Origin of the sequence: Ruegeria sp. HKCCD7251 (genome assembly GCF_013031165.1) — a bacterium.
Taxonomy (GTDB): domain Bacteria; phylum Pseudomonadota; class Alphaproteobacteria; order Rhodobacterales; family Rhodobacteraceae; genus Ruegeria.
Map to the genome: position 1 here is coordinate 254,208 of NZ_WPZC01000002.1, position 24,117 is coordinate 278,324.

Here is a 24,117-nt window from a genome sequence, read left to right on the forward strand (position 1 = left end):
ACTGATGTGGCGCGGCAGGGGCGCCTGACGTTGGGATTCAAAAATCATCGACAAAAGAAAAAAATGAGTCTTGCAGTCCAGAACCAGAGGCAGTAATCGACGTCCAGTGCCCCTATAGCTCAGCTGGTAGAGCAACTGATTTGTAATCAGTAGGTCCGCGGTTCGAGTCCGTGTGGGGGCACCACTAAATCTCTTTAAATTATTTAATATCAATGGTTTTTACCTTATAATATGAGGCCAGTCCCCCAAATGGTCCCCCGCAGGGATTTTGGTTGAAAAATCGCTTGATCCTACTGAATCGGCAATATTGGATGCCTCGGACGCAATCAGTCCAGCGTCAGAACACTTACTATAAGCCGGTCGTTACTGACCTCATCGCCACCTTCTTTTCGCGGTAAAGCTTTGGCATGCCCGAATGGAATGAGAAACATCGCAATCTTGATAGCCTTGTCATGATTGCCCTTATCAACCGCGCCTTTCAACTGTCCAAACAAGTATTGCATTGGTTCAACGTAGTTCCGACGCGAAGCTAAATCCTCATACCGTTTCATACGGTTACGCTTGAGTTTGTCCCGATTTGACATGCCAGGATTATAGCGAGCTAATGCCTATTGGGAAAGAAAGGGCGTTCGTTCTGCTTGAAAAGTTGACGTTCACTTTAAATGCAGCGAACGGCTACTCTAATCCCAAAAAGCGACAATCTACTTATTCTTTAGATCGGCGCGCCATCCGCATTATTGTTCCTTGATTTAGCTCAACGCAGCATTCATTTCTCAGCAGTAAACTACCTGTGGCCAAGCACCAATGGAGTTACGCTGTGGTCAAAACAACGATCATGCGGCTATCAAATTCTCTGACATTGATGGCGGCGTTATGTTGCCCTGGGTGCGAGAAGGAGACGGCGGGAGCTGCAGGAATGGTTGCGGGCAACACTCTGGTTGCTCCACTGATCTACCCGGCAGCTGTTGCAGTACGCCTTGGAAGAAACCAAAAATACACTGTTCAGCCGGTTGTTGTTTCGGACGGCAGCGGAAAAGTGCTGTCGCCGAGCTTCGAAGGAACGCCAGAGGCAGAGTTTAGGGTATCAGAACGAACGCTGATTTGTTCTGGCGAGGTCCCTTACTTTCGTGGAGCAAACATTTACGACGGTTTTATTGCATGCGGTAGCGGTCGCAAGTTACAAGTAAAGCTCTATTCACACTACGGTAGGAAACTATTCCTTGAGATTGGTCCAGCAAACGTTCCCGTTGAGCAACTGGATCGGCCTCAGGCCGCGTATCCAATCTTTGTATTGGGAGAGATAGAATTCGGTTGCAAAGGAAATTACTCGGAGTCGAAGCAAGGTGCGACACCATTCCTAATTGGTTGCGGAAACGGCTACAACGATAGTACTGGCGTGGTGTCGATTACGCCCAGCGAAGACGGGCGGAAACAGTTAATCGTATGGGTTGACCGACCGTAGCTTCCGCCGTTGCGCGTTAACAGCCAAGCGGCGCGCGTATGGCCACAGAAGGCTTGCTTTGTCTGTGAGCCAGAAGTTGGCGTTTTGCATCGTTGGGCCTGCTATTCGTGCCCAAGCGGACATCTGTCTAAATTACTCAGATTATCGCGCTGAGCCCCTTTTGAACTTTCAGTTTTAGTGCAGCATTCGGCGCGGAATGACCAGTGACGGCCGACTTTGCACCAAAAAAACAGCTTTAGGATGGATCATCGACTGGGCATACGCTAGCACTCAAGCTGGACCACTCAACGGTGAAAGACCGCAGCGGCCCATTCACACGGTTCCTTCTTCGGGATCTCGTGCGTAGAGCTTGACCGAGAAGGGATTCGAAGGGTTATGTGGCAATTCAGAAAACCGATGTTGAAGGATCAGCTGCCCTCCTGGGCGGTCCCTCTTGTCGAGGAAGCTCAACCGCGGCGCTTCTTTCTATTTTCAAACGGCCCTATCGGAAATGCCACCGCGACGCTAAAGGCAATGGACGAACGAGACATCGCAATCCAATTCAACACGTGCCGCCACCATTCATGGCTTAGGGAACATCGCGGCGAACAGATTTTCTTTTTGCATACCAGACCAATAAGTGGCGAAGTTATTGGCCTTCGAAGGGTGGAGGCACTCTATCCAACGCCGGAAAGTGCCGCCAATTTACAAATATTTGCCTGCTATGGTGAACGATTTTTGAAGGTATCAGATATAGAAAAATCGGCCTTACTTCCGGTTCACAATTTAAATTATATGAGCTCGATTCGATCAGCTAAAATGAAATGGCCGAAACGGTTAATTCCATCCATTGGCTTTTCTGCCGTGAGCTGGCTTCAAGCGATAAACTTGAGGCGGCAAATGTCCGGCATGAGTGCTCATCAAATTGTTCTCTGTGGTTTCACTGGTCGATATTCGCACGCTGTGTTCGCTCGGCATGACTTTGAGTTTGAGCAGGAGTTGTTCCAAAGTATGGAAGACTTACAGATGATATGCGCTGACGGGTCACTTACACCCTTTGAGAACAAGAGCTTTAGCGCCCAATCGAAGTTCCGAAATATAATCCCAGATGACTTTGAGTTCTTCCGAGCTGAAAAATCTGATTTGTTCTCCATCATCGCAAAGCGGGCGTTTCAGGATGGGGACACTCAAATGGCGGCATCAATGGCGCGTCTCGCAGTATGGAATAAACCAAAGGATATTGGTGCAGCCTTGAGACTGCTGGTTGACGTCGAGATATCCGAGAGCCAAGAGCAGCTCTATTCGTCGAAGCACGCTTCCGTTCTTTCGCCGACCAGCACGACACTGAATGAACTGCGTTCTATCCCTTCTGCCAAAGAGTTTTTGAAGCCGCTAGACTATTCTGACAACATGATGCGATTTGATAATCGATTTGGAGCAGATGGAGCATACACGCAATCGGAAGGTACACATCGGCGAGCAATCATTGTCAATCATACGATTTGGATTCCTGGAAATTCGCAACACTTGGGCTGTGCTGTTGTTTCTCAACAGATTGAAAGAGAGCTATCCAAGAGAGGCATCGTCGTTGCAGGTTGGATAAACAGCCTCGAAGGATTGTCTCAAATAATTCAAAAGGATCCATCACTTGATTTTGATACGGTCGTTATAAACGGAGAGGGTACACTCCATCACGGGCGACCGAGGGCCTTCGAGATTCTGTTGATTGGGAAGATTCTCGCTGAGAAGGGTAAGTCAGTTCATCTGGTAAACTCGATTTGGGAGGAGAACCCGGACCATTTCATCGAGCTACTAGGAAACTACTCGATGGTGTCAGTTCGCGACAGAGCTTCGGCTACACAGCTGATATCCAAAGGTATCGACGCGACCTACGCGCCAGATCTATCTTGGACACACAAGATTTCGACGGAACAGGCTAAACCTTCTAGGGAAGTAATAGGCATACAAGACTGCGTGCTAAAAGATCGGGCGCGATTGCTCGCCTCCTTCGCGCGCGCAAAGCAGGCTCAATTTCATGTAATGGGAAGGTTCTTCTATGAAGTACAACAGGAGCTGCTAGAAGGATCGGATCCCTTGCGGTTTCCTAAGCCTCTTGAACCTAGTGACTTTTTGACAGCGAAAGCTTGGGTAACGGGCCGGTATCATGGATTAATCCTAGCGTTGCGGCATCGCCACAAGGTAGTCAGTGTTGCGTCGAACACCTCAAAAATCTCCCAGTTGCTTCAGGAGATCGATCTTTCATTTACTGGCATCCCTGATGTGGACTGTTCGTCTGAAAAAGATCTTGAGCGCGAAGCTTATAGCCGAATTGATCGTTATCCCGAGGGTTGGGAAGATAGGATCGAGGCATTCGAGCGAGAGGCAAATTTACGTGCGGCCGAGGTGTTTGACCGGATTGCGCAGGGTTAATTTCCGATGTGCGCCTCGATTTGTGGATTCGTTACTCCCTTGGCGCAAACCAAGCAAGCAGGCTGTTGAGCAGGCCAAGTCATAGATGAGTTCAAGCTGTACGCTATGCATCGCATCGAGTTGCTCGGCCAAGCCTTTCGCTGCTCATTTCCGGTCTCCCACTCACATCCAAGACACCGCACCCGATATAGCCTATACAGTGCAACCCGACTTAGTTCGTAAATCGGTCGTTCGAAGAGTATAGGACGCCAAAAAACCTAGCCCACGCGGTCAGATGGCTGCTCGGAAACCAGGGTCGATCATTCATGCACTCTTCGTATAGAAGTAATGGAAATGAACATCGGGTCTTTAGTCTCGCGGAAGTTGAACAAAAAACGAATGTTGTAAAACGACGATAATTTCGCAGAGACTTCGCCTGAAGTAATGGAGCTTCACCTCTGCGAGGAGGTTCTTTTTTTGGTTGTACACATTCTTCTTGTCTTCTGCAGCCGCTTTTTGGGCATCCAGCACAGGTGTTCAGACGAATACGTTGAGCCCAAAGCAGCCGTTCCCGGAGCTTAAAGGGTCGCCCTGCCGGTAAAACATTTGTTGTGCTTTGGTCTTTGAAACAATGAGTTTATCACCACGGTCCAATCAGTTCAAATTGCCGCAACGACATTCGTGGCGAGTGCGCTCTTCAAGACTTGCTCACTACGCTATAATTGGAGCGTCATAACCAAGAGTTTCAAAATCGCCTTGGTAGTATTCTACCATTCTACTCAATGCAGCGTCGTTTCCTTTGAACAACTCTTGGAAAGTTTCCCCCTTGGTGTGTCGCATACGTGGGAAAGTCACAACTTGTTTTCCGACGGCCTTCAGAATCTCGTTTAGGTCATCTTCATAGTTTTCATACCGGCCGACAAAATCGGCCTGATCCAAGCAATTGAATGGGTGGGTCTGCGGAATTGTATGGTGACGCACACTGATTTCGACGTTTTTGCGCGCTCTGCCATAGGGGATACTATCGTCCAAGACGAGATCAAGAAACTTGTCGAAGCCGCCCTCAAAGCGTCGTATGTCCCTAAAATCGCGATAGGCCGATGCAAGTCGTTCGAGTGGATGTCGCACAAAAGCGAACTTGAAATGCTTATTCCAGTCGGACGGAATCTCACCAAATTCCGGTCCAGTATAGTTGCGCTCCCAGATGCCGATACGGATGGTTGAACCGCCTGTTTTGGGAATGTGGATGAAAACCGCATCCGGATCGGCTAGCAGAAAATTCGACAAGTCCTTAGATCTCCGTTTTCAACTCTGTGTAGAATTATTGGTAGGTTCCCAGTCGCAAAGCAATTGCCAACCCAGTTTTGCAGCGGTGCCTTGTACAAAGATCTCTTCGCTCTGAAAGTCGTGAGGTCCGAGATGCTGCTTCTCTGAGTAGTTGGTCAGGGTTCTTTTGAAATCAAATCCAAAGATCGACACTTGCTTTGGACGTAGGCTGGAAATCAAGTCCACAGTCATTGCTCCGACGCTTGGTCTTGCGTTTAATCTTTGGTGCAAGCGTTCCCATCTATCCAATGGGTAAAAGCTCATATCGCCCCAATTTGTCTGAGCGCTTTTCTCTCGTAGTTTTGGCGACATCCAGATCAGGTGGCGAGCACCAAACTTATGATAAATGTCTTCAACAACACGAGACGTACTGAACGCTAGAATATCAGTTCTTGTACCCTGCGAACCTGGTAACTTCGGAATACCACGGTTCATCCTGATAACAACATCGGCATCGTCAATCAGAAGCCCGTGCCTTTTCGAGAGGATTGAAGCCGCATTCCCGACAATAGCAACGGAGCACTTACTCCAGTCCGAAAACTTGCCTAAGGCATTAGTCGGGTCCAATTTAAGACTTCCCACCTTTGAAACTGTGAATTCCATCTGAACCGGGCGTTTGATTTGGTTTCATGACGATTTGTAGAAGCTAATCCTGCGGCGTTTGTCAACTCAGCCAAAGCGACAGATTTTCCCGAATGTCCGTTTCTCTGCTCAAACCCGTCTTTCACACCGCGCCTTGCACAAAGCGTGACAGCGAGAGCGCGAGCCCGGGGGCTTTGCCCGGGCTCGCGCTCTCGCCTCTGTTGCGATGGTTCAAGCAGCGCGCGAGATGCGAGTTTATCTATAAGGATCTCGCGCTAAATCTCGCGCCCGCGAGTTACCGCGATCTCGCGTGTTTCTCGCGCATCTCGCTCACGCTGAAACAAGCCAAATCCAATCTCGGTTTGTTCCTACGCGACCCGCAGTCTGCAGTGCGTCTATCATCCGGGTAATTTCACGTTTTTGGTCGCGATCGCGCGATGCTTTGGAGATGTCCAACTTCGAAGCGTACGCAATGAGATCCTCCATATGGACGATCCGATACATTTGCGGCTCGGGCCATTCCTCGCCTCCGGGATTCCAGATGCCATGCTCATCGATGTAGAGAGAAAGAGCCTCGATGAGCTTTTGCTGCTTGTCCGGCAGCTGCTCAGCTGCACCTGCAGTTTCATGCGGTGAGTTGGACATCGGCTCGACATAGCATGACGTGACATGCTCCCCGTCGCTGTCGAGACCCAGCGCCACCTGCTGGAGTTGGTAAGAGAACCTCGCCCCATCTTCTCCATCCCGCACTTTCTCGGCGACTGCCGTGATTATATCGCCGTCGCGAGTAATTGAGATTTCTGCATCGACGGCGCCTTTGAGAGAAGAATGCCCGCGTGCTCCACGTGACGTATCCTTGCCCGTATGATGAACAAGCAGGACAAGTCCTTCGATTGCGTTCTCGATCGCGCTTGCGCCCTTCAGAGCCGCCCCCATGCCCTCTGGCGAGTTTTCGTCACGCCCGCCGATTGCACGAGCCAATGTGTCTATGAAAACGGATTGTACCGCCTCACCGGCTTCCTGACCAAGCGCGTGGATTTGTTTTATCAAAATAGAAACAGCGTCCTCATCGCAAAGATCAAGCTCGCCATTTAGGACATACATCGGAACAGGTCCGACCTTTCTCAAAAGAGGCACAAGGCGGTTGCGTACCCCGCCCACGCCTTCAAACGCGATATAGACAACTGGCCCGCCTTGCGTGCGGTGAGAATACCATGGCTGGTTTGCAGCAAGATGTGCTGCCATGTCCAACGCCAACCATGTTTTTCCGGAACCCGGCGGTCCAAACAGCGTTGCGATTCCACGTTTCGGCAACCAACCCCGGATCGCATCAGCGTTTTGAAGTATGGGTTCAACTTCTCCCAACCAGAAGCCATCTGTCGCCATGCGCTCTGGCGTTTCGCTGCCTGCGACTGCGCGTTGAGCGCGCCTTAAACGATCCCAGAGTTGCGTTGGGCCATCTTCTATTAGAATTTCGTTTGCGTCCTTGCGTGGCGACGGATCAAAAATACGCCCGCCGCAGGAAACCGCGGCATCGCGTGCTGCTACGACACTGTCCGCGTCCGCGCAGAATATCGCGCCGGGAAAATCTTTCACTGCTCGAGACCATCGTTGACCAAGCATTGCGACCACCCGGACGTCAGGTGTGGAGATGTCCTCTTTCATCGCTCGCCAGATCGCCAAAGCATCCTCTGCGCCCTCCGCAACCAGAGTATGAGCCGGTTCGGCATCTGAGACCTCGAACCAACCTTCTCCAATTGGCCCAAGTGATTTTCGATCACCGACACGCACACCATCAGTTGAAAGCGGAACACGTTGCACGCCACAGATTTCCCCCATTGAATCCAACACTGGAAAAACGCAGCAGGGACGGCCATACACAGCGTTCGGATGAAAGCGTGCTGCATTTTCTGGAAGGTGTCTTAAGATGCCGCGTGCTTCGAGATACCTCTGGGCAGGCGTACCTTCGATCGGAAGAGCCTTTGACCAAAGCTGTCGGACCTTATCGCGGTTCGGTTTTTCCATTTTGCTGTTGCCCAATCTGAATGTTCTGTCGCCCTGGGCTGCGAGCTGATCAAAATCCGCATCGGGAATGCGAAGGTAGCCACCGTCTTGAGCCTCATGATCATAGAAGGATCCGCGTTTTTCACCGTGCAGAACGACAGACTTAGACCCCCGTTGGCCGAATCTGAGGTCGCCTTGGTTCGACAGGGTCAAGTTGGGCTCACCGAAAGCTTCAGTTGCCGCGTCGCGAAGAAGCCCATTGGACGCCGTCGCCCAAAACGCTGCTCGATCAATTGGACTAAAACGGGATTTCGTCATCCAGAAACTTGTTCCGGCGGTCCCGGTCCACTCTCTGTTGCCGCAACTCAAAATACGCGCTTAACGCGACGCGTAATCCCTCATACCCGAGGTCTGGCCCAATCTGGCGAACCGCGTCAGCAAGTCCTTCTCGCTTCCAGAATAATGCCATGCGACCCGCGGCCACCCGCAGGTCTTCGCGTTCGCTGTCGGTGAAATCGATCAACGTATCACTCATATTTGTGCTCGCTTATTGCTATTTCGCAGGAAGGTCGTGGCAAGACGATGCAGGCGGCTCGGGTTTGATTTGCGGCACAAATCAGAACCCGAGCGTTTGTACTTGCCTGCGGTGACCTCAGGCCCAGGCATCAGGATCTTCGGTACCATCATCTCCGGACTCAGGATCGGATCCCGATGAACCGACATCAGACGCAAATGTTGAAAGGTCAGGCCATTTGCTCTTTGGCGCAATTTCAAACCTGATTTCGGTCGATGTGCCTCGCCCAATTTTAACGGTGTTGACCGCAACAATTCGAACTCGAACAGCCTTACCGTTTGGAATATCGCCGGCCTCTTTTGCGACCGATGCGATGAAAGAGGTAATGGCTCGCGAACCGCCACGCAGTTCGCGGACAGCGGGTTCATCCCAAGCGTCGCTTCTGAGGTCCAGCGATACGGCGGGCGAGTATTCGGGAGATGGGCTTGGAGTGCCATTCCAATCATCTCGTTTCGCTAGCGGTACGAAATCTGCGCCATGTTGATCTACTTTGAGCCAACCCTGTTCTGCGTTAGCCAGATCCAGATCTACGATTTTGCCGACTAAATCGACTTCAACCGCATCACTGTCGACGCAGGAGGCCTTAAATGTTGCCGTTCTTGCGTCGAGACGAATGTAAGGGCGGCCTGTGCCGCTGTTAGGAAATTGCATCGTATTTCTCCTTTTCGGTTTGATGTATTTGAACTTCGTGTTTCGGCGTTAGGTTTTGCCGCCATTTTGTTTCTAGAATTCGAAAGGTCTGATCAGGCATATCTCCTCCGTTCGCGGACCTTTGGGCTCGCGGTTAAGTGTTTCGGATGTCGGGCTGTTTAAGTTCGCTTGGCCTTCAAGCTTTCCACTGCAGTTTGAATATCGCTTTCTGGCCAGCGGGCCGCATATCCAAGTTTGACGGGTTTTGGCAGCAATCCGGCCTTGGCATGTCGCCAGATTGTAGCTTTGGACAAGCCAAGGCGCTCGGCAACTTCGCGGTCCGTTAAAAGTCGATCGGTCATTCAATACCCCGTTTCATCTGACGTTACGGGGTAAGAATGCGTGAGCCCATGGCTTCAAGTCACGGTCAATAAAAGGCTGAATAAATGTCCGCTTCTGCTAGAGGCCATCGGTGTCTTCTTTCGAAATCCTATCTCGCAGGCGTTCCAACACTTCGTCTAGCTCAGCTTGCTTCTTTCGCGATCGTTCCCTTTGCCTACGCTCGGTGCGCTCACTGACTTTAAGCCCGTTCGGAGTAAAAGAACCTTTGGGCCTGCCCCGAGGTTTCCGCAACTCTTTTGGGGTGTCTGCCTTTAAACTTAACACGGCAATGTAGAGCGCGGTTTGCGCTTCAACCTTTGCGCCAATATCCGATAGTTGCTCTAAAAGTAGGAGAGCCGCTGAAATGTCCGTCCGGGCCAATTCGCGCAGCTCTCCGTCGTGTCTCATTTTCCATGCGCCAAGCTGCGGAGTATAGTTTTTACTGTTCATCCCCGCACCCCATTGATCGACACAACATCAGCCTCGCCTCGGCCTGTTACGTGATCAGCCCACGCGGCCATTAAAACGCGACGCTTCTCAATCAGGTCGGATCGCTGATACGCCCGCTCCACCGCATTGCCGACAACGTGACCAAGTGCTGTTTCAGCGACTTCGTACGGCTGGCCGGTTTCCTCGGCCCACGTTCGCAAACTCGATCTGAACCCGTGCGGGCGGGCTGCCATGTCCCGGTCACGCATGAGTTTGCTCATCGTCATATCGCTGATCGGTTTTCCGCGCTGCCCCGGAAACAACACTTCACCACCGTGACGCAGAGCAACCTCTACGACCATCACAGCCTCGTCGGTCAGTGGTACTCGAAAATCTCCCGTCGTACCTTTGCGACTCTTCACAAGCTCGGCGGGTATCGTCCAGATGCGCGCGCCTAGATCGATTTGATCCGGTCTTGCATGGCGGATCGGGGCAGAGCGCACCCCGGTGAGGATTAATAGCCGTAACGCGAGTTCAGTGACACCCTGACCTAGTGATGCATAGAAAGTCGGCACCTCTTGCCACGGTAATGCCGGAATGTTCTTCGCTTCATGCCGTTGTTTGCCGAGAAGGGCGCGGGCCTTGTCCACCGCCTGTAAATCCACATGCAGGCCCAAAGCGGCTGCATGCTTCAGAACGAGATTCAGGCGGTTCGCAGCTTTGCGAGCCGTCTCGGCCTTTTCATGCCAGATCGGCGCCAGCGTGTCTCGTACAGAGATCTGGTCCACCTCAGCGATGGGCATATTTCCAAGCTTGGGCAAGATGTGGATTTCCAACGGCGAGAACCAGCGTCCCGCAGTTCCATCGCCCTTCAGTTCTGCCTTGCGGGCCTCAAAGCAATCCTGTGCCACATCCCGAACAACGTGCAGATTACGGATGGCTTCCAGCTTCTCTGCTTCGCGCTTGGCTATAGGATCGATACCACGCTTGGCCTGCTGCCTGTACTCGGTCGCCATTTCTCGCGCAGCCTTGAGGGAAACATCGGGGTAGGGGCCAAGACCCATTTCCCTACGCCTGCCGTGTATCGTGAAACGAAATACCCAAGCAGCCGTGCCATCCTTACGCCGCACAAACCGTAGTCCACCACCATCCTCGTGCTTACCTGACGGGAGCGATTTCAATCCGACTGCTGAAAGCTTGTTTAGCTTGCCCGACATTCCTGGTCCCCCAATTCGTCCCCCAATACATATTGCGGTACGGTGACACGAGCTAAGACTACCTGCAATGCATAAATGTATTAACACTAAGTAATTACATATCAGCTTGCGTATCTATGATACTATATGATGTGGACTTCTACTCTTATTATGTGCCGTGTGGGGGCACCACTATCCCCTGTATACAAAAGACTTGCCCGGTTCATGCGGCTGGAATTTCGTGCCAGAAGCGCTGGGACTAGCGGTTGTGGGCAGAATGTCGCAAGCGGGGCCCTTGAATTCCGTCGATGTGTATACCATTGTATGCCAAATCGAGTCTTCCCTTAATTTAGCTGCCCTCCAGCCCCTTGCCCGATGTGGAAATGATCATGAGCCTATACGACGAATACCTCGCTGAAATCGAAAACCGGAAAGAACAGGGCCTTAACCCTAAACCGATTGACGATGGTGCGCTTCTCAATGAGGTGATCGCCCATATCCAGGATTCGGCCAGCGGGCATCGCGCGGATTGCCTGCAGTTCTTTATCTACAACACACTTCCCGGAACCACCAGCGCGGCAGGTGAGAAAGCCCGTTTTCTGAAGGCGATCATCTTGGGTGAAGCGACCGTGGACGAAATCACGCCCGCCTTTGCCTTTGAGCTTCTGAGCCATATGAAAGGCGGGCCGTCGGTTGAGGTGCTGCTTGATCTGGCGCTGGGCGCTGACGAGGGCATTGCAAGCCAAGCGGCTGACGTTCTGAAAACCCAAGTCTTCCTCTACGAGGCCGATACGGACCGTATCAAAGCAGCTTACGAGGCAGGCAACGCAGTCGCTGCGGACTTGTTGGACAGCTATGCCAAGGCTGAGTTTTTCACGACTCTGCCTGACATCGACGAAGAGATCGAGGTTGTTACTTATGTTGCAGCCGAAGGCGATATCTCGACTGACCTTCTCAGCCCCGGCAATCAGGCGCATTCTCGGGCTGACCGCGAATTGCACGGCAAATGCCTGATCTCGGAAGAGGCGCAGAAAGAGATCGAAGCACTCAAACTGAAGCATCCGAATGCACGTGTGATGCTTGTTGCCGAGAAGGGCACAATGGGTGTTGGCTCGTCGCGTATGTCTGGCGTCAACAACGTGGCGCTTTGGACTGGCAAGCAGGCTTCGCCTTATGTTCCGTTCATAAACGTGGCGCCCGTTGTGGCGGGCACAAATGGGATTTCCCCGATCTTCTTGACAACCGTTGGCGTGACCGGCGGTATTGGTGTCGACCTCAAGAACTGGGGCAAGAAAATCGGTGAAGACGGTCAACCGATCCTGAACAACGACGGCAATCCTGTTCTTGAGCAGAAATATTCGGTCGAGACTGGCACCGTACTCAAGATCGACACGAAAAAGAAAAAACTCTTCAGTGTTGAAGGCGAAGAGCTGGTCGATATGGAGGGGTCGTTCACACCGCAGAAGATGGAGTTCATGAAGGCAGGCGGCTCTTACGCTATCGTCTTCGGAAAGAAGCTGCAGACATTTGCCGCAGAAACCCTGGGGATCGAAGCCCCGCGGGTCTTTGCCCCATCGAAGGAAATCAGCAACGACGATCAAGGGCTGACAGCGGTTGAGAAGATCTTTAACGCCAACGCGCTGGGCGTCGCACCGGACAAGGTGCTGCATGCAGGGTCCGACGTGCGCGTGCGGGTCAACATCGTTGGATCGCAGGACACCACCGGCCCGATGACGGCACAGGAGCTAGAGGCAATGGCGGCAACCGTGCTGTCGCCGTCCGTTGACGGTGCGTATCAGTCCGGGTGTCACACAGCGTCTGTCTGGGATGCCAAGGCGCAGGCCAACACACCAAAATTGATGGCGTTCATGAACAAGTTTGGTCTTGTGACCGGTCGCGACCCCAAGGGTGTTTATCACGCAATGACCGATGTGATTCACAAGGTCCTGAATGACATTACCGTCGACGATTGGGCGATCATCATTGGCGGGGACAGCCACACGCGTATGTCCAAGGGCGTGGCGTTTGGTGCAGACTCAGGCACTGTGGCGCTGGCGCTTGCGACCGGTGAAGCCTCGATGCCGATCCCGGAATCGGTGAAGGTAACCTTCAAGGGCAAGATGGCCGATCACATGGATTTCCGCGACGTGGTCCATGCAACGCAGGCACAGATGCTGGCGCAGCATGGTGACAACGTGTTCCAGGGGCGCATCATCGAGGTCCATATCGGAACGCTTTTGGCAGACCAAGCGTTCACATTCACGGACTGGACGGCCGAGATGAAGGCAAAGGCGTCGATCTGCATTTCGAACGATGACACGCTGATCCAATCGCTTGAACTGGCAAAGCACCGTATTCAGATCATGATCGACAAGGGAATGGAGCATGAGAACGGAATGCTTCAGAAACTGATCGACATTGCCGAGGCGCGGATCGCCCAGATCAAGTCGGGCGAGAAGCCTGCGTTGACGCCGGACGATAACGCCAAGTACTTCGCCGAAGTTGTCGTTGATCTGGACGAAATCGTCGAGCCGATGATCGCTGACCCAGATGTCAATAACATCGACGTATCAAAGCGTTATACTCATGATACGATCCGGCCGATCTCTTACTACGGGGCGGAAAAGAAGGTCGATCTGGGTTTTGTCGGATCGTGCATGGTCCACAAGGGCGACATTAAGATCGTCGCGCAGATGCTCCGCAACCTTGAGGCGGCCCATGGTGAGGTTGCGTTCAAGGCACCGTTGGTTGTTGCTGCCCCGACCTACAACATCATTGATGAGTTGAAAGAGGAAGGGGATTGGGAAATCCTGCAGAAATACTGCGGATTTGAGTTTGACGACGCTGCCCCCAAGGTCACGGCAAGAACGGAATACGAGAATATTCTCTATCTCGAACGTCCGGGTTGTAACCTTTGCATGGGGAACCAGGAAAAGGCCGCAAAAGGGGATACGGTTCTGGCGACCTCGACACGCTTGTTCCAAGGCCGGGTTGTTGCCGACTCTGAGACCAAGAAGGGTGAATCGCTTTTGGGTTCAACACCGGTTGTTGTTCTGTCCGCAATTTTGGGACGCACGCCGACGCTTGAAGAATACAAGCTGGCGGTAGAAGGGATTGACCTGACAAAATTTGCGCCGCCGGTTCAGAAACCACTCGGCGGCTTGTCGGTGCATTTCTAACGATAACGGCAGCGGCGCGAAGGGCATGGGCAAGCTATCAGCTTGTCTCAGGCCGTCGCGCCGCTGCCGACACTTTGCGGCACGCGGTATCGCCACAGGTCATGCAAGGGCGAAATGTGGACCTAGCGAATAAGGTAGGTCGACAGAATCGGCGCATAGCTCAGCAGGACAAGGACAACCGTTATGGCCATTAGAAATGGCCAGAGCGATCTTAGGATCGAACCGGGTGTGGCGCCGCTCATTGAAGAAGCGATATATAGGCCAATTCCGACCGGCGGTGTCAGCAGGCCAAGAACAAGGTTCAGGCAAACGACTACGCCGAACTGGTAGGGGCTGATGTCGTATGAGCCCGTGGCAATTGGCAGCAAGATCGGAGTGATCAGGATAATCGCGGCGATGCCGTCGATGATCATGCCCACCAACAGAAGCGCCGCGTTGACTATCAGCAGGAATAGGAACGGATCAGAGGTTATGGTCGTGATCAAACCGGCCAGCTTTTGTGGAAGCTCTTCGTAAATGATCACCCATCCGAAAACACTGGCTGCCGCGATCATGAACAGGATCATCGAGGCGTTCTTGGCCGTTCTCAGGAACATTTCGCCAAGATGTCTTGGGTCAAGCTCACCATAGATCAGCCAGCCGACGACAAACGCTACAAATGATGCGACAGCGGCGGACTCTGTCGGCGTGGCAATGCCGAACAGGATGCCGCCAATGATGGCGACAGGGATCAACAGGGCCGGTGCTGCGGCAGCTAGGGCGCGTGCGGATTCCTTGGCGCTCATCCAACTGCCTTTGGGAAATTGCCTCCGCCATCCGATCAACGCGATCACCAACGCAAAGCTGGCCGCCAGGATCAGGCCGGGCAGGATTCCGGCGATGAACATCTCACCAATCGGAATTTGCGCCAGAACCCCAAAAACCACGAACATCATCGACGGTGGGATCACCGGGGCCAACAACCCGCCCGCTGCGGTGGTGGCCGTCGCAAAGCCCTTGTCATATCCCTCCTCCTCCATGGCGGGGACCATGGCGCGCGACATGACGGCGATCTGGGCTGTGGCCGATCCGATAATCGCAGCCATGAACATGTTCGCCAAAAGGTTGATATATGCCAGACCACCCCGGAAACCGCCCACGAAAATGCGGGCCAGAGCAATCAGGCGGCGAGTCATGCCTCCTTCGTTCATAAGCTCGCCGGTCAGCATGAACAGCGGGATGGCCAACAGGCCATAGTTTTCCAGGCCGCCGAACATCTTCTGGGCAAAGCTGTCATAGAGGATCGTGTTCCCACTTTCCCAGATGTACCAGATCGCGGTCACACTCAGAACGATTGCCACGGGCACCGAGATAAACAGGGCCGCAAGAAAGACAATAGGGCTCATGAAACAGGCCTCGTTCCAAAGAGGTGCATTGCGGAATGCAATGTGGCCCCAAGCGCAAAGAGCCACATGACCAGCCAAAACAGGAATTTCGGCAGGCCCAGCGTCAGTGTGGGTTCGGCGTAAATGAAGTTGAAGGTCTGGCCCTGAAACGCGGTTGTATCGAATCCGGCTTGGACAATGTCCAAGGGCAGAAACCATCGCCAGCAGAACCACAACATCGCCAGCGCGAAAGCAAAGACAATCACGTCAACGCATTTGTCGATAAGATGTTTAACGCGGATCGACACGGCATCCGTGACGATGGTGATGGATACGGCATCCCGGTGGTGCAAAGCGGCGGATGCCCCCAGAAAAGTCATCCAAACCATCGAATAAATCGCAAGTTCGTCGACCCAGAACAGCGCGTTTCCCATGCTGCGCGTGACCACGTTCAGCAGGATCAGCACCGTTACGACAAGCGCCAAAAGCGCCGCCGACCAGAGCTCCACTCGGGCCCAGAATGCCGATAAGCGGTACAACATGACCTATCCCCAAGACAAATGGCGCGAGCACAGGCTCGCGCCATGTCTGTCTGCGACCAAACTTTACTTGGTTTCTGCCGCAGTAGCGCGCAGGGCGTCAAGCGACGAGGTCTTTTCTGACCAGATCGTATTCCATTCGTCGATGGCATCGCCAAAGAACGAGGCATCCACCTTTACATAGGACTTTCCAGTGCCTTCGATCTGCTCCAGCCAACTGGCCTCGTTCGAGACATAGCTGTCGATGGTGCTGTCCACATGCTTGGCCATCAACTCACCAATCAGTGCCCGGTCTTCCTCGGACAACCCCGCCCAGACTTTGGCCGAGACAAGCCCCACCATTGGGAACATCATGTGGTCGGACTGAACAATCGTATCTGCATGGTCATAGTATTTCAGAACCCAAATAAGTTCGGCATCCATGTCGATGGCGTCGACCTGACCATTTGCCAACGCGTCGTAAACCGCAGGCAAGGGCATCGGAGTCGGGGCCGCGCCAACGGCGTTGTAGAAATCAAGGATCGGAGTGAACGGAGTGATCCGCAGTTTTAGACCGGCAAGGTCATCCGCTGACGAAACTTCGCCCCGGCTTACGATCTGGCGCAGTCCGGCCATACCGTAGCCGACCCCGACGACGCCGACCTGACCGGGCAGCGGCTCCAGCATTGTCTTTGCGGTGTCTGACCTCAGGATACGACCGGCATGGCCGATGTCGTCAGCAAGGTATGGGGCGTAGAAAGCACCCAGTTCCGGCGCGCGGTTTGACACTTCGGCCACTGTCATAAAGGCCATGTCCAGCGCGCCTGTCTGCAACTGCTGCAGCATCTCAGCCTCGTTACCCAGTTGTCGCGCCGGGAAAACGGATACGCTGTGCGCGCCATCGCTGGCTTCGGACAGCTCGGCCCCAAACGCTTCGGCGGCCTTGGTCCAAATGTGGGGCGGTGGCGTGATCAGGCCCAGACGGAATTCCTCGGCCTGTGCCGCAACAACAGAGACTGTCGCCAAAGCAGTGGCCGCAATTATTTTTCCAAAGTGTTTCATGTTCTTCCCCGTTACTTTTTTGTTTCTACAACTGCACCCAGCCTTCGGGCGGTTCTTTTCCCGGATGTATGGCATTACAATTCGGGCAAGTGCGGTCTTTTTCCGATGCATAGAATTTTTCGTACACCGGAGGCAGGTCGTCAACGATGGACTTTAGCTGCATTTCAGCCCGGTACACGCGTGTCCCACATTCAAAACAATACCACTCGATTGCGTCCAGTTCTCCTTCCTGCCGCTTGGGTTCGATGACCAAGCCGACCGAGCCTTCTTGCGGACGCTGAGGAGAGTGGCGGACATGCGCCGGAAGAAGAAACACCTCGCCTTCACGGATGGGGACGTCATAGAATTCCTCGCCATCAAACAGCTTGAGAAGCATGTCCCCTTCAAGCTGGTAAAAGAACTCTTCGACCGGGTCGTCGTGGTAATCGGTGCGTTTGTTTGGGCCGCCGACAACGGTGACCATAAGGTCGGCATCTTCGAATACCATTTTGTTGCCGACCGGTGGCTTCAGAAGATGACGATGTTCGTCAACCCAAGCCTTGAAGTTGAACGCTCTTAGCTTTGACATTGTTTTCTCCCGTCTGGCAAAAAACTTCGGCGACATTCCTCATAACCACAAAGAAATTGTCCGCATGTAGGTATCGGATTAAGTTATACCGCTAGTTTCACAGTTTCAGTCCGCATTCGTCAAACCCCTTGCGAATAATATCTTTTTCCGCCTGACTGAGCTCTAGCATCGGCGGGCGTACATGGCCCCCGGTTTGGCCCAGCAGGTACTGCCAGTACTTGCCGAAGGCGGTTGGCTTATCTGCGGGTTTGGTCCGCTTGATCGCGTCCCGTACGGGGTTCAGGCTGTCGAACACGCGCCGTGCCTGATCCGCTTTCCCTGCGAAGGCCAGCTGCGTGTATTCATTCATCCGTTGGTCATTGGCGGTCTGCAACTGGTAGGGTGGTGATGAGCACAGGTACAGCTTCCAGTCCAGTTCAAGAATGTTGTCCAACCATTCATGTTCGGCAGAGGTCGAGACATGAATTTTGTCTCCGACCATATGGGTCAGCCTGACATACATGTCGCGCGGAACCGAGTATTTGATCGCAACGATATTGGGCAGATCGGCAATACGTGCGCATTCTTCGGGTTGCATCAGATAACCGCTGTCGGGGTGGCTCCACATGGCAATGCCGATATCAAGCTCATCGCAGAAGCGTTTGTAGTATTGATACAGCAACTCGCCCCGGTCCTGACAGAAACTGAGCATTGGCGCATGTACGACGACATAATCGGCGCCGCAGTCCTGCGCGTGACGGCCAAGTTCAAGCGCGGTTTCCATGTTCTGATCCGAGATCGACATGATTGTTCCGGCCTTCCCGGCGCATTCTTCGACCGCGATCGACATGTTCCGTTTGCGCTCTTCCAACGTCATGGCCCAGAATTCGCCCTGCTTTCCGGCGATGAACAGCCCCTGAATCCCAAGGTCGTCGATCCAATGACGGATATTCGACCGCAGCCCGGCCTCGTCAAGCGACAGATCCTCGTGGAACGGGTTGAGAGCGGCCGCCCAGATGCCCGTCATGTTTTCGCGCGCATAAGCTTTGGCGTCTTGTTTTGTGTATTTCATGGGGCAGGGCCTTTCACTCTGGTTCGGGTTAGAAAACCGTATTGAGTATTGGCATTCCAAGTCGAACTCGGGCAACTGGATATCAGAAAAACGAATATCTGTGGGTTTCTAATTCAGTTTTGCTCTGATCTGTCCTAGCGTTCGACACATGAAAATCGGAATGATCGGGAATGGCGCCATTGCGCAATACGTATCGTCGGGCCTTGCTGCGCGCGAGCATCACCTTGGCGCGGTTCTGATGCGGCCCGATCGGGTTAGGCAAGGCGCCGGGTTGGAAATCGGCTCGGTCAACGACCTGCCATCCGGCATTGATCTGGTGATTGATTGCGCAGGTCACGAGGCGTTGGCATGTTTAGGGCCTCAAATACTGGCCCGTGGGGTCAACATGATCACGGTCTCTTTGGGTGCGCTTGCCGACCCGAAAGTATCTGAGGCTTTGAGCCTTTCCGCGAAAGAGGGGAACGCGAAGCTGCATCTGGCAAGTGGCGCAATCGGAGCGTTGGATTGTCTTGCCGCCGCAAGGGCGGGAAAATTGTCGACGGTCACTTATGTCGGACGCAAGCCGCCGGGGGGATGGAAGGGCTCTGCTGCTGAGGAGAAGTTGGATCTGGATGACATCGTCGATTGCGCCGTTACCCATTTCGAAGGGACCGCGCGCGCGGCGGCCTTGTCTTATCCGAAAAATGCCAATGTCGCTGCGGCGGTGGCTCTGGCTGGTCTTGGGTTTGATCACACCCGCGTTCAATTGATTGCCGACCCATCAATCACGCAAAACGTCCACGAGATCAGGGCCGAAGGTGACTTCGGCAATTTCCATTTTCAGATCAACGGCAATGCTTTGCCTGACAATCCGCGTTCGTCGGCGCTGGCGGCGATGAGCATTCTTGCCAAGCTGGATCAGATAACACAGCGGATCACGCTATGACGGGGCGGCATTCACGCATTGTCGACCGTGCGCTGACGCGATTGAAACTGCGTCAACTCCGCCTGCTGGTGGCGGTGGGCGCGCATGGGAACATTCAAAATGCAGCCCGCGAGCTTGGAATTTCGCAACCTGCTGCCACGAAAATGATTCAGGATCTCGAGCTGGATTTTGAGGTCAAGCTGTTCAACCGGACCAATCGCGGGGTAGTGCCGACCGTGTTCGGCGAAACCTTGATACGCCATGGCAAGCTGATCTTCACGCAGGTTTCAAATGCCGCTCAGGAATTGGATGACCTGAACGAAGGCAATTCTGGACGCGTTGTCGTGGGTACGCTGTTGGCGGCGTCCACAAGCCTGTTGCCCGCCGCTATTGAAATCCTGCTGACCGACAGGCCAAACGTGGCCGTCAAGATCAGTGAAGGCACCAATGAGGTGCTGATGCCCGGGTTGTTGTCCGGTGAGATTGATATGGTGGTGGGGCGCCTGCCGTCGCATCGGCACCGTGACAAGATCCGTCAGGAAAAGCTGTTGCAGGATCATATTCTGGCAGTGGTCGGCCCTCAGCACCCATTGGCGGGCAAGTCAGATGTTTCCTTCGCGCAAACCAAACCGTTTGGCTGGATTTTGCCGCCGTTGGAGACCACTTTGCGCCGACAGGCTGATCATTTCTTTATCGGTCAACAGCAATATGTCCCGCCTGTTACAGTCGAAAGCGTGTCTTACCTGGCCAATCGCGCACTGTTGCAATCGCGCAATCTGATCGGGCTTATGCCTGCTGCGGTGGTAACGCAGGATTTCTCGAACGGGCATTTGTCACAGTTGGACTGGACCGTACCCTTTGGCCATGGGCCAATTGGAATATCCCTGCGGGCAGATGACGATCTGTCACCTGCCGGTCGTGCGTTCAAGGCAGCTTTGCATCAGGCAGCGCAGGACAATCGGTTCAGGTATTCGTCAAAATGATATCAGTATTCCCCCAATTCACTTGAAGCGATCACCCGGGATGCCTGATCTGAACGGGCAGAACAATCGGAGGCCTCTGCGTCATGTATCCAGATTTGAAGCTCTTTATCGGGGGGAAGTGGCGTAGCACCGAAACCGATATGCCGGTCGTGAACCCCGCGACAGAAGAAGAGATCGCCCGCCTGCCACGCGCCTCTGTCAGCGATCTGGATGATGCACTGGATGCGGCGGTCAAAGGCTTTCGGGTTTGGAGCCACACGTCACCACGAGAGCGCGCAGACACGATCCTGCGGGCAGCGGCGCTCATCCGGGATCGGCAGGAAGACATTGCGCAGTCGATAACACTGGAACATGGCAAACCGTTGGCTCAGGCTCGGCTGGAAGTCATACGCGGGGCGGAATTCTTCGAATGGGATGCGGGGGAGGCCATGCGGTCCTATGGGCGCATCATTCCAGCGGCCCCCGGCCACAAGTTCGCAGTTCATCATCAGCCGGTTGGAGTTGTCGCCGCGTTTTCGCCGTGGAACTTCCCAATGAGCCAGCCCGCCCGAAAGATCGCAGGCGCGTTGGCTTCTGGGTGCTCGGTCATTCTAAAGGCTGCCGAAGAAACTCCGGCGGGGGCTTTGCATATCGTTCGTGCGTTCGAGGATGCGGGCCTTCCCGCCGGTGTGCTGAATCTTGTTTTTGGAACGCCTGCCGAGATTTCAGGGCACCTTATTCCGCAGGACCCGGTGCGTCTGGTGGCTTTTACAGGATCAACAACGGTCGGACGACATCTGACGACTTTGGCGGCACAGAACGACACGCGGGTTCTGATGGAATTGGGCGGGCACGCCCCGGTTATTGTTTGCGAAGATACAGATGTTCACACCGCCGCCGTTTCCAGTGCCGTTCGGAAAATGCGTAACGCGGGGCAGGTCTGTACGTCGCCGACGCGCTTCTTCGCGCATGAAAGTATTTTTGAAGACTACGCCGCTGCATTTGCAACGCGAGCCAAGGCCACAGTTGTGGGTGATGGCCGCCAGGATGGGGTTGAAATGGGACCGACCGCCAATGCCCGGCGTATCCCCGCACTTGCGGAATTGGTCGATGATGCGGTGGCCAAAGGCGGGACTTTGGTAACGGGGGGTGCCCGACTTGGTAACACCGGGTATTTCTTTGAACCCACTGTTCTTATGAACGTACCCGACACCGCCCGGATCATGCGGGAGGAGCCGTTTGGTCCGGTCGCGGTGATAAACCCGGTCGCTTCGTTGGGCGAAGCTATCGAGCAAGCGAACGCTGTGCCTTATGGGTTGGCCGGCTATGCATTTACCAATCGCGCTGACTATATTGATCGGCTGGTGGATGAGGTAGAGGTCGGCAACTTGTCCATTAATACGCTGGAAGCATCCATGCCCGAAACACCCTTTGGCGGCGTCAAGTCCAGCGGCTATGGCCGAGAAGGGGGGACAGAAGGATTGGAGAATTACATGACGGTCAAAAACGTCTGGCACTCGGCCCGAATTGTTTGAATGACCGATTAATCACCACTTAGCATCCGATCGCTATGGCGGTTGCGTTGCCATCCGGCCCGGCAACGGAGGTGGAACACTCTCGCCGGGTTTCAGAACGGTTGCTGCGTGCGCTTCAAGAAAAAACGAGCGTCTTGACGGGCAACAGTATCGCCTGTGCACGCAGGACAATGGCATTCGCTATGCCCATCCCGTCCACAATTCTGGCAAAAAAGGCGGACAGCCCCGTGATCTCCCCCGCATCTATTTCCTTCGCGCGACTTGTATAAGCGACGCCAATGCAGGCGCTTCCGGGGGGGATGCCTTCCAAATGCTTGGGAAAAACCGGAGCCAGAAAAGCGGTGACCGTTCCCGGACGAGCGCGATCCTGGGAATCAAGCAGCGCGTCCCCCGGCCGAAACTGACCCGCGGCTATGGTATCTTGCACCCCGTCCACAATCATGGGGACAATGGTCAGTGGTTTGGATGCGCAGGTGATTTCAACAAGCATACCGGGTTTCAGAACGCTCGCGGATATCTGTCCAAAAGCCGCGACAAAGCGGCCTTGCCCCGATATCTCGGGAACCAAAATGCCAGCGGGACGCAGGATCGGATTCACGATGTCGCCCGGTTTCAGCAAAAACTGGGTCACTGTGCCATCCACTTCGGCGAATACCGTGGACTTTGCGATTTCATTCTCGGCTTCTTGTAGGACTGCGCGCGCACTTTCCTTTTGCGCTGGTAAAACTGCTGTCTGACGCAACTTGGCACCGTCGCGCGCAGAAATAGCGGCTGCGCGTTGGCTAGTTGCGCCGGACACGGCGGTTTGCAGGCGTTCCAGCTCTTGTTCGCTGACAACGGTGTCGTTTCGTTCCGCCAGTGACAGACGCCGCTGTAGGTCGTTTTCAGCCTGACTAAGCTCAACCTCTGCGGCTTTGACGCGGGCTTCGGCTGTGGCGACTTCTGTCGCGATCAATCCCAATGTGGCGTCAATCTCTTCAATCCGACGCTGCGCGGTCTCTGCCGCCGCTTCCTGCCGGGTGGTATCCAGCGTGAAAATCGCGTCGCCTGCCTTCACCCTTGCATTGTTGGTGACATAGACCTCGGCAACGCGGCCCCCGCGGTCAGAAAGGATGGTCACAGTACGAAAAACCGCGGTCACTTTGCGCGTTGAAGGGTGGAAATAGAAAATGATGGTGATCAGCGTCACGGCCACTATTGCACATGCGGTCAATCCCCAACGCAGTTCATACCAGACGTTGAACAGGGTGATTTCGTGGCCCCACCGTTTGCCCTGCTTGTACCGGCGGTATAGATAGTCGGGAACAATCGTGATCAGCGCCGAGAAAATAAGCTCAAGCATCAGTGTGCTCCGGCAAATCCGTCTTGGTTTCCAGTGGAAGGATTTCGTGCAGGGGCACTGCTGCAATCAGGATGGCTGCAATCCAAAACGCATTGTTCAAGGTGAACAGCGAAATCAGGCCAAGCACGCCGACAAGTTGCATTTGCACCTTATGAGCACCGGCCGCCATTCGATCTGGAATAGCCTGCACCGTGAAATAGAGCGCACCAAAGCCCAGCAAGACAACAATAAGCGAAATGCCCACAACGATCAGAAAGCCATCCGTTTCGCCCGGGGCGGTTACCCAAAACGGTAGCCGGGCCAAAGCCTCATCAGAAATAGAGCTGTTCACGGGAACCTCCGGTTTCATAATGATACTGTGCAAGGATAAACGATTGAATTCAAAAAGATCAAACTGGGGTGGTTTTCGGCTCCGATCTATGGCGCGTTTCAGCGCGGGGTTGCCGCAAGTGGCGTCCTGTCCGGTTTTGGCCGCACCATTTTTGCGATCGTCAACTTAGCGACTTTTCAATCAGTTTGGTTCGCATTAAGAGTTCCGATAGTCGCCGCGCCTGATGGATCGGTGACCTGCGGATGTGGCGAAACTGGTAAACGCAAGGGACTTAAAATCCCTCGCCCTAGGGCTTGCGGGTTCGATCCCCGCCATCCGCACCACTCAAA

General features: G+C 53.9%; 22 protein-coding genes and 2 tRNA genes. 8 read left to right on the plus strand and 16 right to left on the minus strand.

All coding sequences use genetic code 11. The features are described from left to right. The first annotated feature begins 108 nt into the window (after positions 1 to 108). A tRNA-Thr gene (locus GOX75_RS07425) sits at positions 109 to 184 on the plus strand. A 142-nt stretch (positions 185 to 326) separates the two neighbouring features. Here the strand turns inward: GOX75_RS07425 and GOX75_RS07430 are convergent. Then, the gene (locus tag GOX75_RS07430; protein ID WP_171121951.1) at positions 327 to 551 is read right to left on the minus strand and encodes a hypothetical protein; all 225 of its coding nucleotides are present in this window, start codon (positions 549 to 551) and stop codon (positions 327 to 329) included. Positions 552 to 817: 266 nt separating this feature from the next. Here GOX75_RS07430 and GOX75_RS07435 point away from each other — a divergent pair, with 266 nt between their 5' ends. Then, positions 818 to 1,462: a hypothetical protein gene (locus GOX75_RS07435; RefSeq protein ID WP_171121952.1), complete on the plus strand. Its 645-nt coding sequence runs from the start codon at positions 818 to 820 to the stop codon at positions 1,460 to 1,462. A gap of 396 nt (positions 1,463 to 1,858) precedes the next feature. Continuing rightward, a complete protein-coding gene (locus tag GOX75_RS07440) occupies positions 1,859 to 3,871 on the plus strand; it encodes a polysaccharide pyruvyl transferase family protein (RefSeq protein ID WP_171121953.1) in 2,013 nt (670 codons plus the stop codon). 690 nt (positions 3,872 to 4,561) lie between these two features. Here the strand turns inward: GOX75_RS07440 and GOX75_RS07445 are convergent. From GOX75_RS07445 to GOX75_RS07480, 8 genes are all read right to left on the minus strand, one after another. After that, positions 4,562 to 5,137: a sulfotransferase family 2 domain-containing protein gene (locus GOX75_RS07445; RefSeq protein WP_171121954.1), complete on the minus strand. Its 576-nt coding sequence runs from the start codon at positions 5,135 to 5,137 to the stop codon at positions 4,562 to 4,564. Between the two features lie 18 nt (positions 5,138 to 5,155). After that, on the minus strand, positions 5,156 to 5,743 hold the full coding sequence (locus GOX75_RS07450; protein ID WP_171121955.1) for a glycosyltransferase family 29 protein: 588 nt from the start codon (positions 5,741 to 5,743) through the stop codon (positions 5,156 to 5,158). A 345-nt stretch (positions 5,744 to 6,088) separates the two neighbouring features. Next, positions 6,089 to 7,975, minus strand: a complete 1,887-nt coding sequence (locus GOX75_RS07455; protein ID WP_171121956.1) for an AAA family ATPase — start codon at positions 7,973 to 7,975, stop codon at positions 6,089 to 6,091. Between the two features lie 85 nt (positions 7,976 to 8,060). Continuing rightward, on the minus strand, positions 8,061 to 8,297 hold the full coding sequence (locus GOX75_RS07460) for a hypothetical protein (RefSeq protein ID WP_171121957.1): 237 nt from the start codon (positions 8,295 to 8,297) through the stop codon (positions 8,061 to 8,063). 117 nt (positions 8,298 to 8,414) lie between these two features. Next, positions 8,415 to 8,987 (minus strand): hypothetical protein, encoded by a 573-nt coding sequence (locus GOX75_RS07465; RefSeq protein ID WP_171121958.1) that lies wholly within the window; start codon positions 8,985 to 8,987, stop codon positions 8,415 to 8,417. Between the two features lie 158 nt (positions 8,988 to 9,145). Then, positions 9,146 to 9,328: an AlpA family transcriptional regulator gene (locus GOX75_RS07470; RefSeq protein ID WP_170412870.1), complete on the minus strand. Its 183-nt coding sequence runs from the start codon at positions 9,326 to 9,328 to the stop codon at positions 9,146 to 9,148. A gap of 97 nt (positions 9,329 to 9,425) precedes the next feature. Further along, positions 9,426 to 9,797: a hypothetical protein gene (locus GOX75_RS07475; protein ID WP_171121959.1), complete on the minus strand. Its 372-nt coding sequence runs from the start codon at positions 9,795 to 9,797 to the stop codon at positions 9,426 to 9,428. Then, complete coding sequence (locus GOX75_RS07480) at positions 9,794 to 10,993, minus strand: integrase arm-type DNA-binding domain-containing protein (RefSeq protein WP_171121960.1); 1,200 nt, start codon at positions 10,991 to 10,993, stop codon at positions 9,794 to 9,796. The genes GOX75_RS07475 and GOX75_RS07480 overlap by 4 nt, the downstream gene beginning before the upstream one ends. 368 nt (positions 10,994 to 11,361) lie before the next feature. On the opposite strand from GOX75_RS07480, the gene GOX75_RS07485 reads away from it, so the two are divergent. Next, entirely contained in the window at positions 11,362 to 14,151 is a 2,790-nt protein-coding gene (locus GOX75_RS07485) for a bifunctional aconitate hydratase 2/2-methylisocitrate dehydratase (RefSeq protein ID WP_171121961.1), read from the plus strand. A gap of 122 nt (positions 14,152 to 14,273) precedes the next feature. On the opposite strand, the gene GOX75_RS07490 is transcribed toward GOX75_RS07485, so the two are convergent. The 5 genes from GOX75_RS07490 to GOX75_RS07510 form a co-directional block, all read right to left on the minus strand. Next, positions 14,274 to 15,536 (minus strand): TRAP transporter large permease, encoded by a 1,263-nt coding sequence (locus GOX75_RS07490; protein ID WP_171121962.1) that lies wholly within the window; start codon positions 15,534 to 15,536, stop codon positions 14,274 to 14,276. Beyond that, complete coding sequence (locus GOX75_RS07495; RefSeq protein WP_171121963.1) at positions 15,533 to 16,057, minus strand: TRAP transporter small permease; 525 nt, start codon at positions 16,055 to 16,057, stop codon at positions 15,533 to 15,535. The genes GOX75_RS07490 and GOX75_RS07495 overlap by 4 nt, the downstream gene beginning before the upstream one ends. A gap of 63 nt (positions 16,058 to 16,120) precedes the next feature. Continuing rightward, a complete protein-coding gene (locus GOX75_RS07500) occupies positions 16,121 to 17,095 on the minus strand; it encodes a TRAP transporter substrate-binding protein (protein ID WP_171121964.1) in 975 nt (324 codons plus the stop codon). Between the two features lie 25 nt (positions 17,096 to 17,120). Beyond that, a complete protein-coding gene (locus GOX75_RS07505; protein ID WP_171121965.1) occupies positions 17,121 to 17,663 on the minus strand; it encodes a 3-hydroxyanthranilate 3,4-dioxygenase in 543 nt (180 codons plus the stop codon). Between the two features lie 97 nt (positions 17,664 to 17,760). Then, the gene (locus tag GOX75_RS07510) at positions 17,761 to 18,714 is read right to left on the minus strand and encodes a dihydrodipicolinate synthase family protein (RefSeq protein WP_171121966.1); all 954 of its coding nucleotides are present in this window, start codon (positions 18,712 to 18,714) and stop codon (positions 17,761 to 17,763) included. Between the two features lie 148 nt (positions 18,715 to 18,862). Between GOX75_RS07510 and GOX75_RS07515 the strand changes: the two genes are divergently transcribed. The 3 genes from GOX75_RS07515 (at position 18,863) to GOX75_RS07525 (ending at position 22,115) form a co-directional block, all read left to right on the plus strand. Continuing rightward, positions 18,863 to 19,639 (plus strand): aspartate dehydrogenase, encoded by a 777-nt coding sequence (locus GOX75_RS07515; protein WP_171121967.1) that lies wholly within the window; start codon positions 18,863 to 18,865, stop codon positions 19,637 to 19,639. Beyond that, the gene (locus GOX75_RS07520) at positions 19,636 to 20,601 is read left to right on the plus strand and encodes a LysR substrate-binding domain-containing protein (RefSeq protein WP_171121968.1); all 966 of its coding nucleotides are present in this window, start codon (positions 19,636 to 19,638) and stop codon (positions 20,599 to 20,601) included. The genes GOX75_RS07515 and GOX75_RS07520 overlap by 4 nt, the downstream gene beginning before the upstream one ends. Positions 20,602 to 20,684: 83 nt before the next feature. Continuing rightward, positions 20,685 to 22,115: an NAD-dependent succinate-semialdehyde dehydrogenase gene (locus tag GOX75_RS07525; protein ID WP_171121969.1), complete on the plus strand. Its 1,431-nt coding sequence runs from the start codon at positions 20,685 to 20,687 to the stop codon at positions 22,113 to 22,115. Between the two features lie 115 nt (positions 22,116 to 22,230). Here GOX75_RS07525 and GOX75_RS07530 read toward each other — a convergent pair whose 3' ends face one another. Both GOX75_RS07530 and GOX75_RS07535 read right to left on the minus strand, forming a co-directional pair. Further along, entirely contained in the window at positions 22,231 to 23,457 is a 1,227-nt protein-coding gene (locus GOX75_RS07530; RefSeq protein ID WP_171121970.1) for an HlyD family secretion protein, read from the minus strand. Then, positions 23,450 to 23,788, minus strand: a complete 339-nt coding sequence (locus GOX75_RS07535) for a hypothetical protein (protein ID WP_171121971.1) — start codon at positions 23,786 to 23,788, stop codon at positions 23,450 to 23,452. Before GOX75_RS07535 ends, GOX75_RS07530 begins: the two co-directional genes overlap by 8 nt. A 238-nt stretch (positions 23,789 to 24,026) precedes the next feature. On the opposite strand from GOX75_RS07535, the gene GOX75_RS07540 reads away from it, so the two are divergent. Next, positions 24,027 to 24,111 (plus strand) — tRNA-Leu (locus tag GOX75_RS07540). Positions 24,112 to 24,117: the final 6 nt, after the last annotated feature.

Coding starts and splice junctions, on each gene's coding strand:
- GOX75_RS07520 (WP_171121968.1), top strand. CDS start 19,636: ATGACGGGGCGGCATTCACGCATTGTCGACCGTGCGCTGACGCGATTG.
- GOX75_RS07500 (WP_171121964.1), bottom strand. CDS start 17,095: ATGAAACACTTTGGAAAAATAATTGCGGCCACTGCTTTGGCGACAGTC.
- GOX75_RS07475 (WP_171121959.1), bottom strand. CDS start 9,797: ATGAACAGTAAAAACTATACTCCGCAGCTTGGCGCATGGAAAATGAGA.
- GOX75_RS07530 (WP_171121970.1), bottom strand. CDS start 23,457: ATGCTTGAGCTTATTTTCTCGGCGCTGATCACGATTGTTCCCGACTAT.
- GOX75_RS07430 (WP_171121951.1), bottom strand. CDS start 551: ATGAAACGGTATGAGGATTTAGCTTCGCGTCGGAACTACGTTGAACCA.
- GOX75_RS07440 (WP_171121953.1), top strand. CDS start 1,859: ATGTTGAAGGATCAGCTGCCCTCCTGGGCGGTCCCTCTTGTCGAGGAA.
- GOX75_RS07485 (WP_171121961.1), top strand. CDS start 11,362: ATGAGCCTATACGACGAATACCTCGCTGAAATCGAAAACCGGAAAGAA.
- GOX75_RS07525 (WP_171121969.1), top strand. CDS start 20,685: ATGTATCCAGATTTGAAGCTCTTTATCGGGGGGAAGTGGCGTAGCACC.
- GOX75_RS07505 (WP_171121965.1), bottom strand. CDS start 17,663: ATGTCAAAGCTAAGAGCGTTCAACTTCAAGGCTTGGGTTGACGAACAT.
- GOX75_RS07495 (WP_171121963.1), bottom strand. CDS start 16,057: ATGTTGTACCGCTTATCGGCATTCTGGGCCCGAGTGGAGCTCTGGTCG.
- GOX75_RS07480 (WP_171121960.1), bottom strand. CDS start 10,993: ATGTCGGGCAAGCTAAACAAGCTTTCAGCAGTCGGATTGAAATCGCTC.
- GOX75_RS07465 (WP_171121958.1), bottom strand. CDS start 8,987: ATGCAATTTCCTAACAGCGGCACAGGCCGCCCTTACATTCGTCTCGAC.
- GOX75_RS07515 (WP_171121967.1), top strand. CDS start 18,863: ATGAAAATCGGAATGATCGGGAATGGCGCCATTGCGCAATACGTATCG.
- GOX75_RS07510 (WP_171121966.1), bottom strand. CDS start 18,714: ATGAAATACACAAAACAAGACGCCAAAGCTTATGCGCGCGAAAACATG.
- GOX75_RS07460 (WP_171121957.1), bottom strand. CDS start 8,297: ATGAGTGATACGTTGATCGATTTCACCGACAGCGAACGCGAAGACCTG.
- GOX75_RS07470 (WP_170412870.1), bottom strand. CDS start 9,328: ATGACCGATCGACTTTTAACGGACCGCGAAGTTGCCGAGCGCCTTGGC.
- GOX75_RS07490 (WP_171121962.1), bottom strand. CDS start 15,536: ATGAGCCCTATTGTCTTTCTTGCGGCCCTGTTTATCTCGGTGCCCGTG.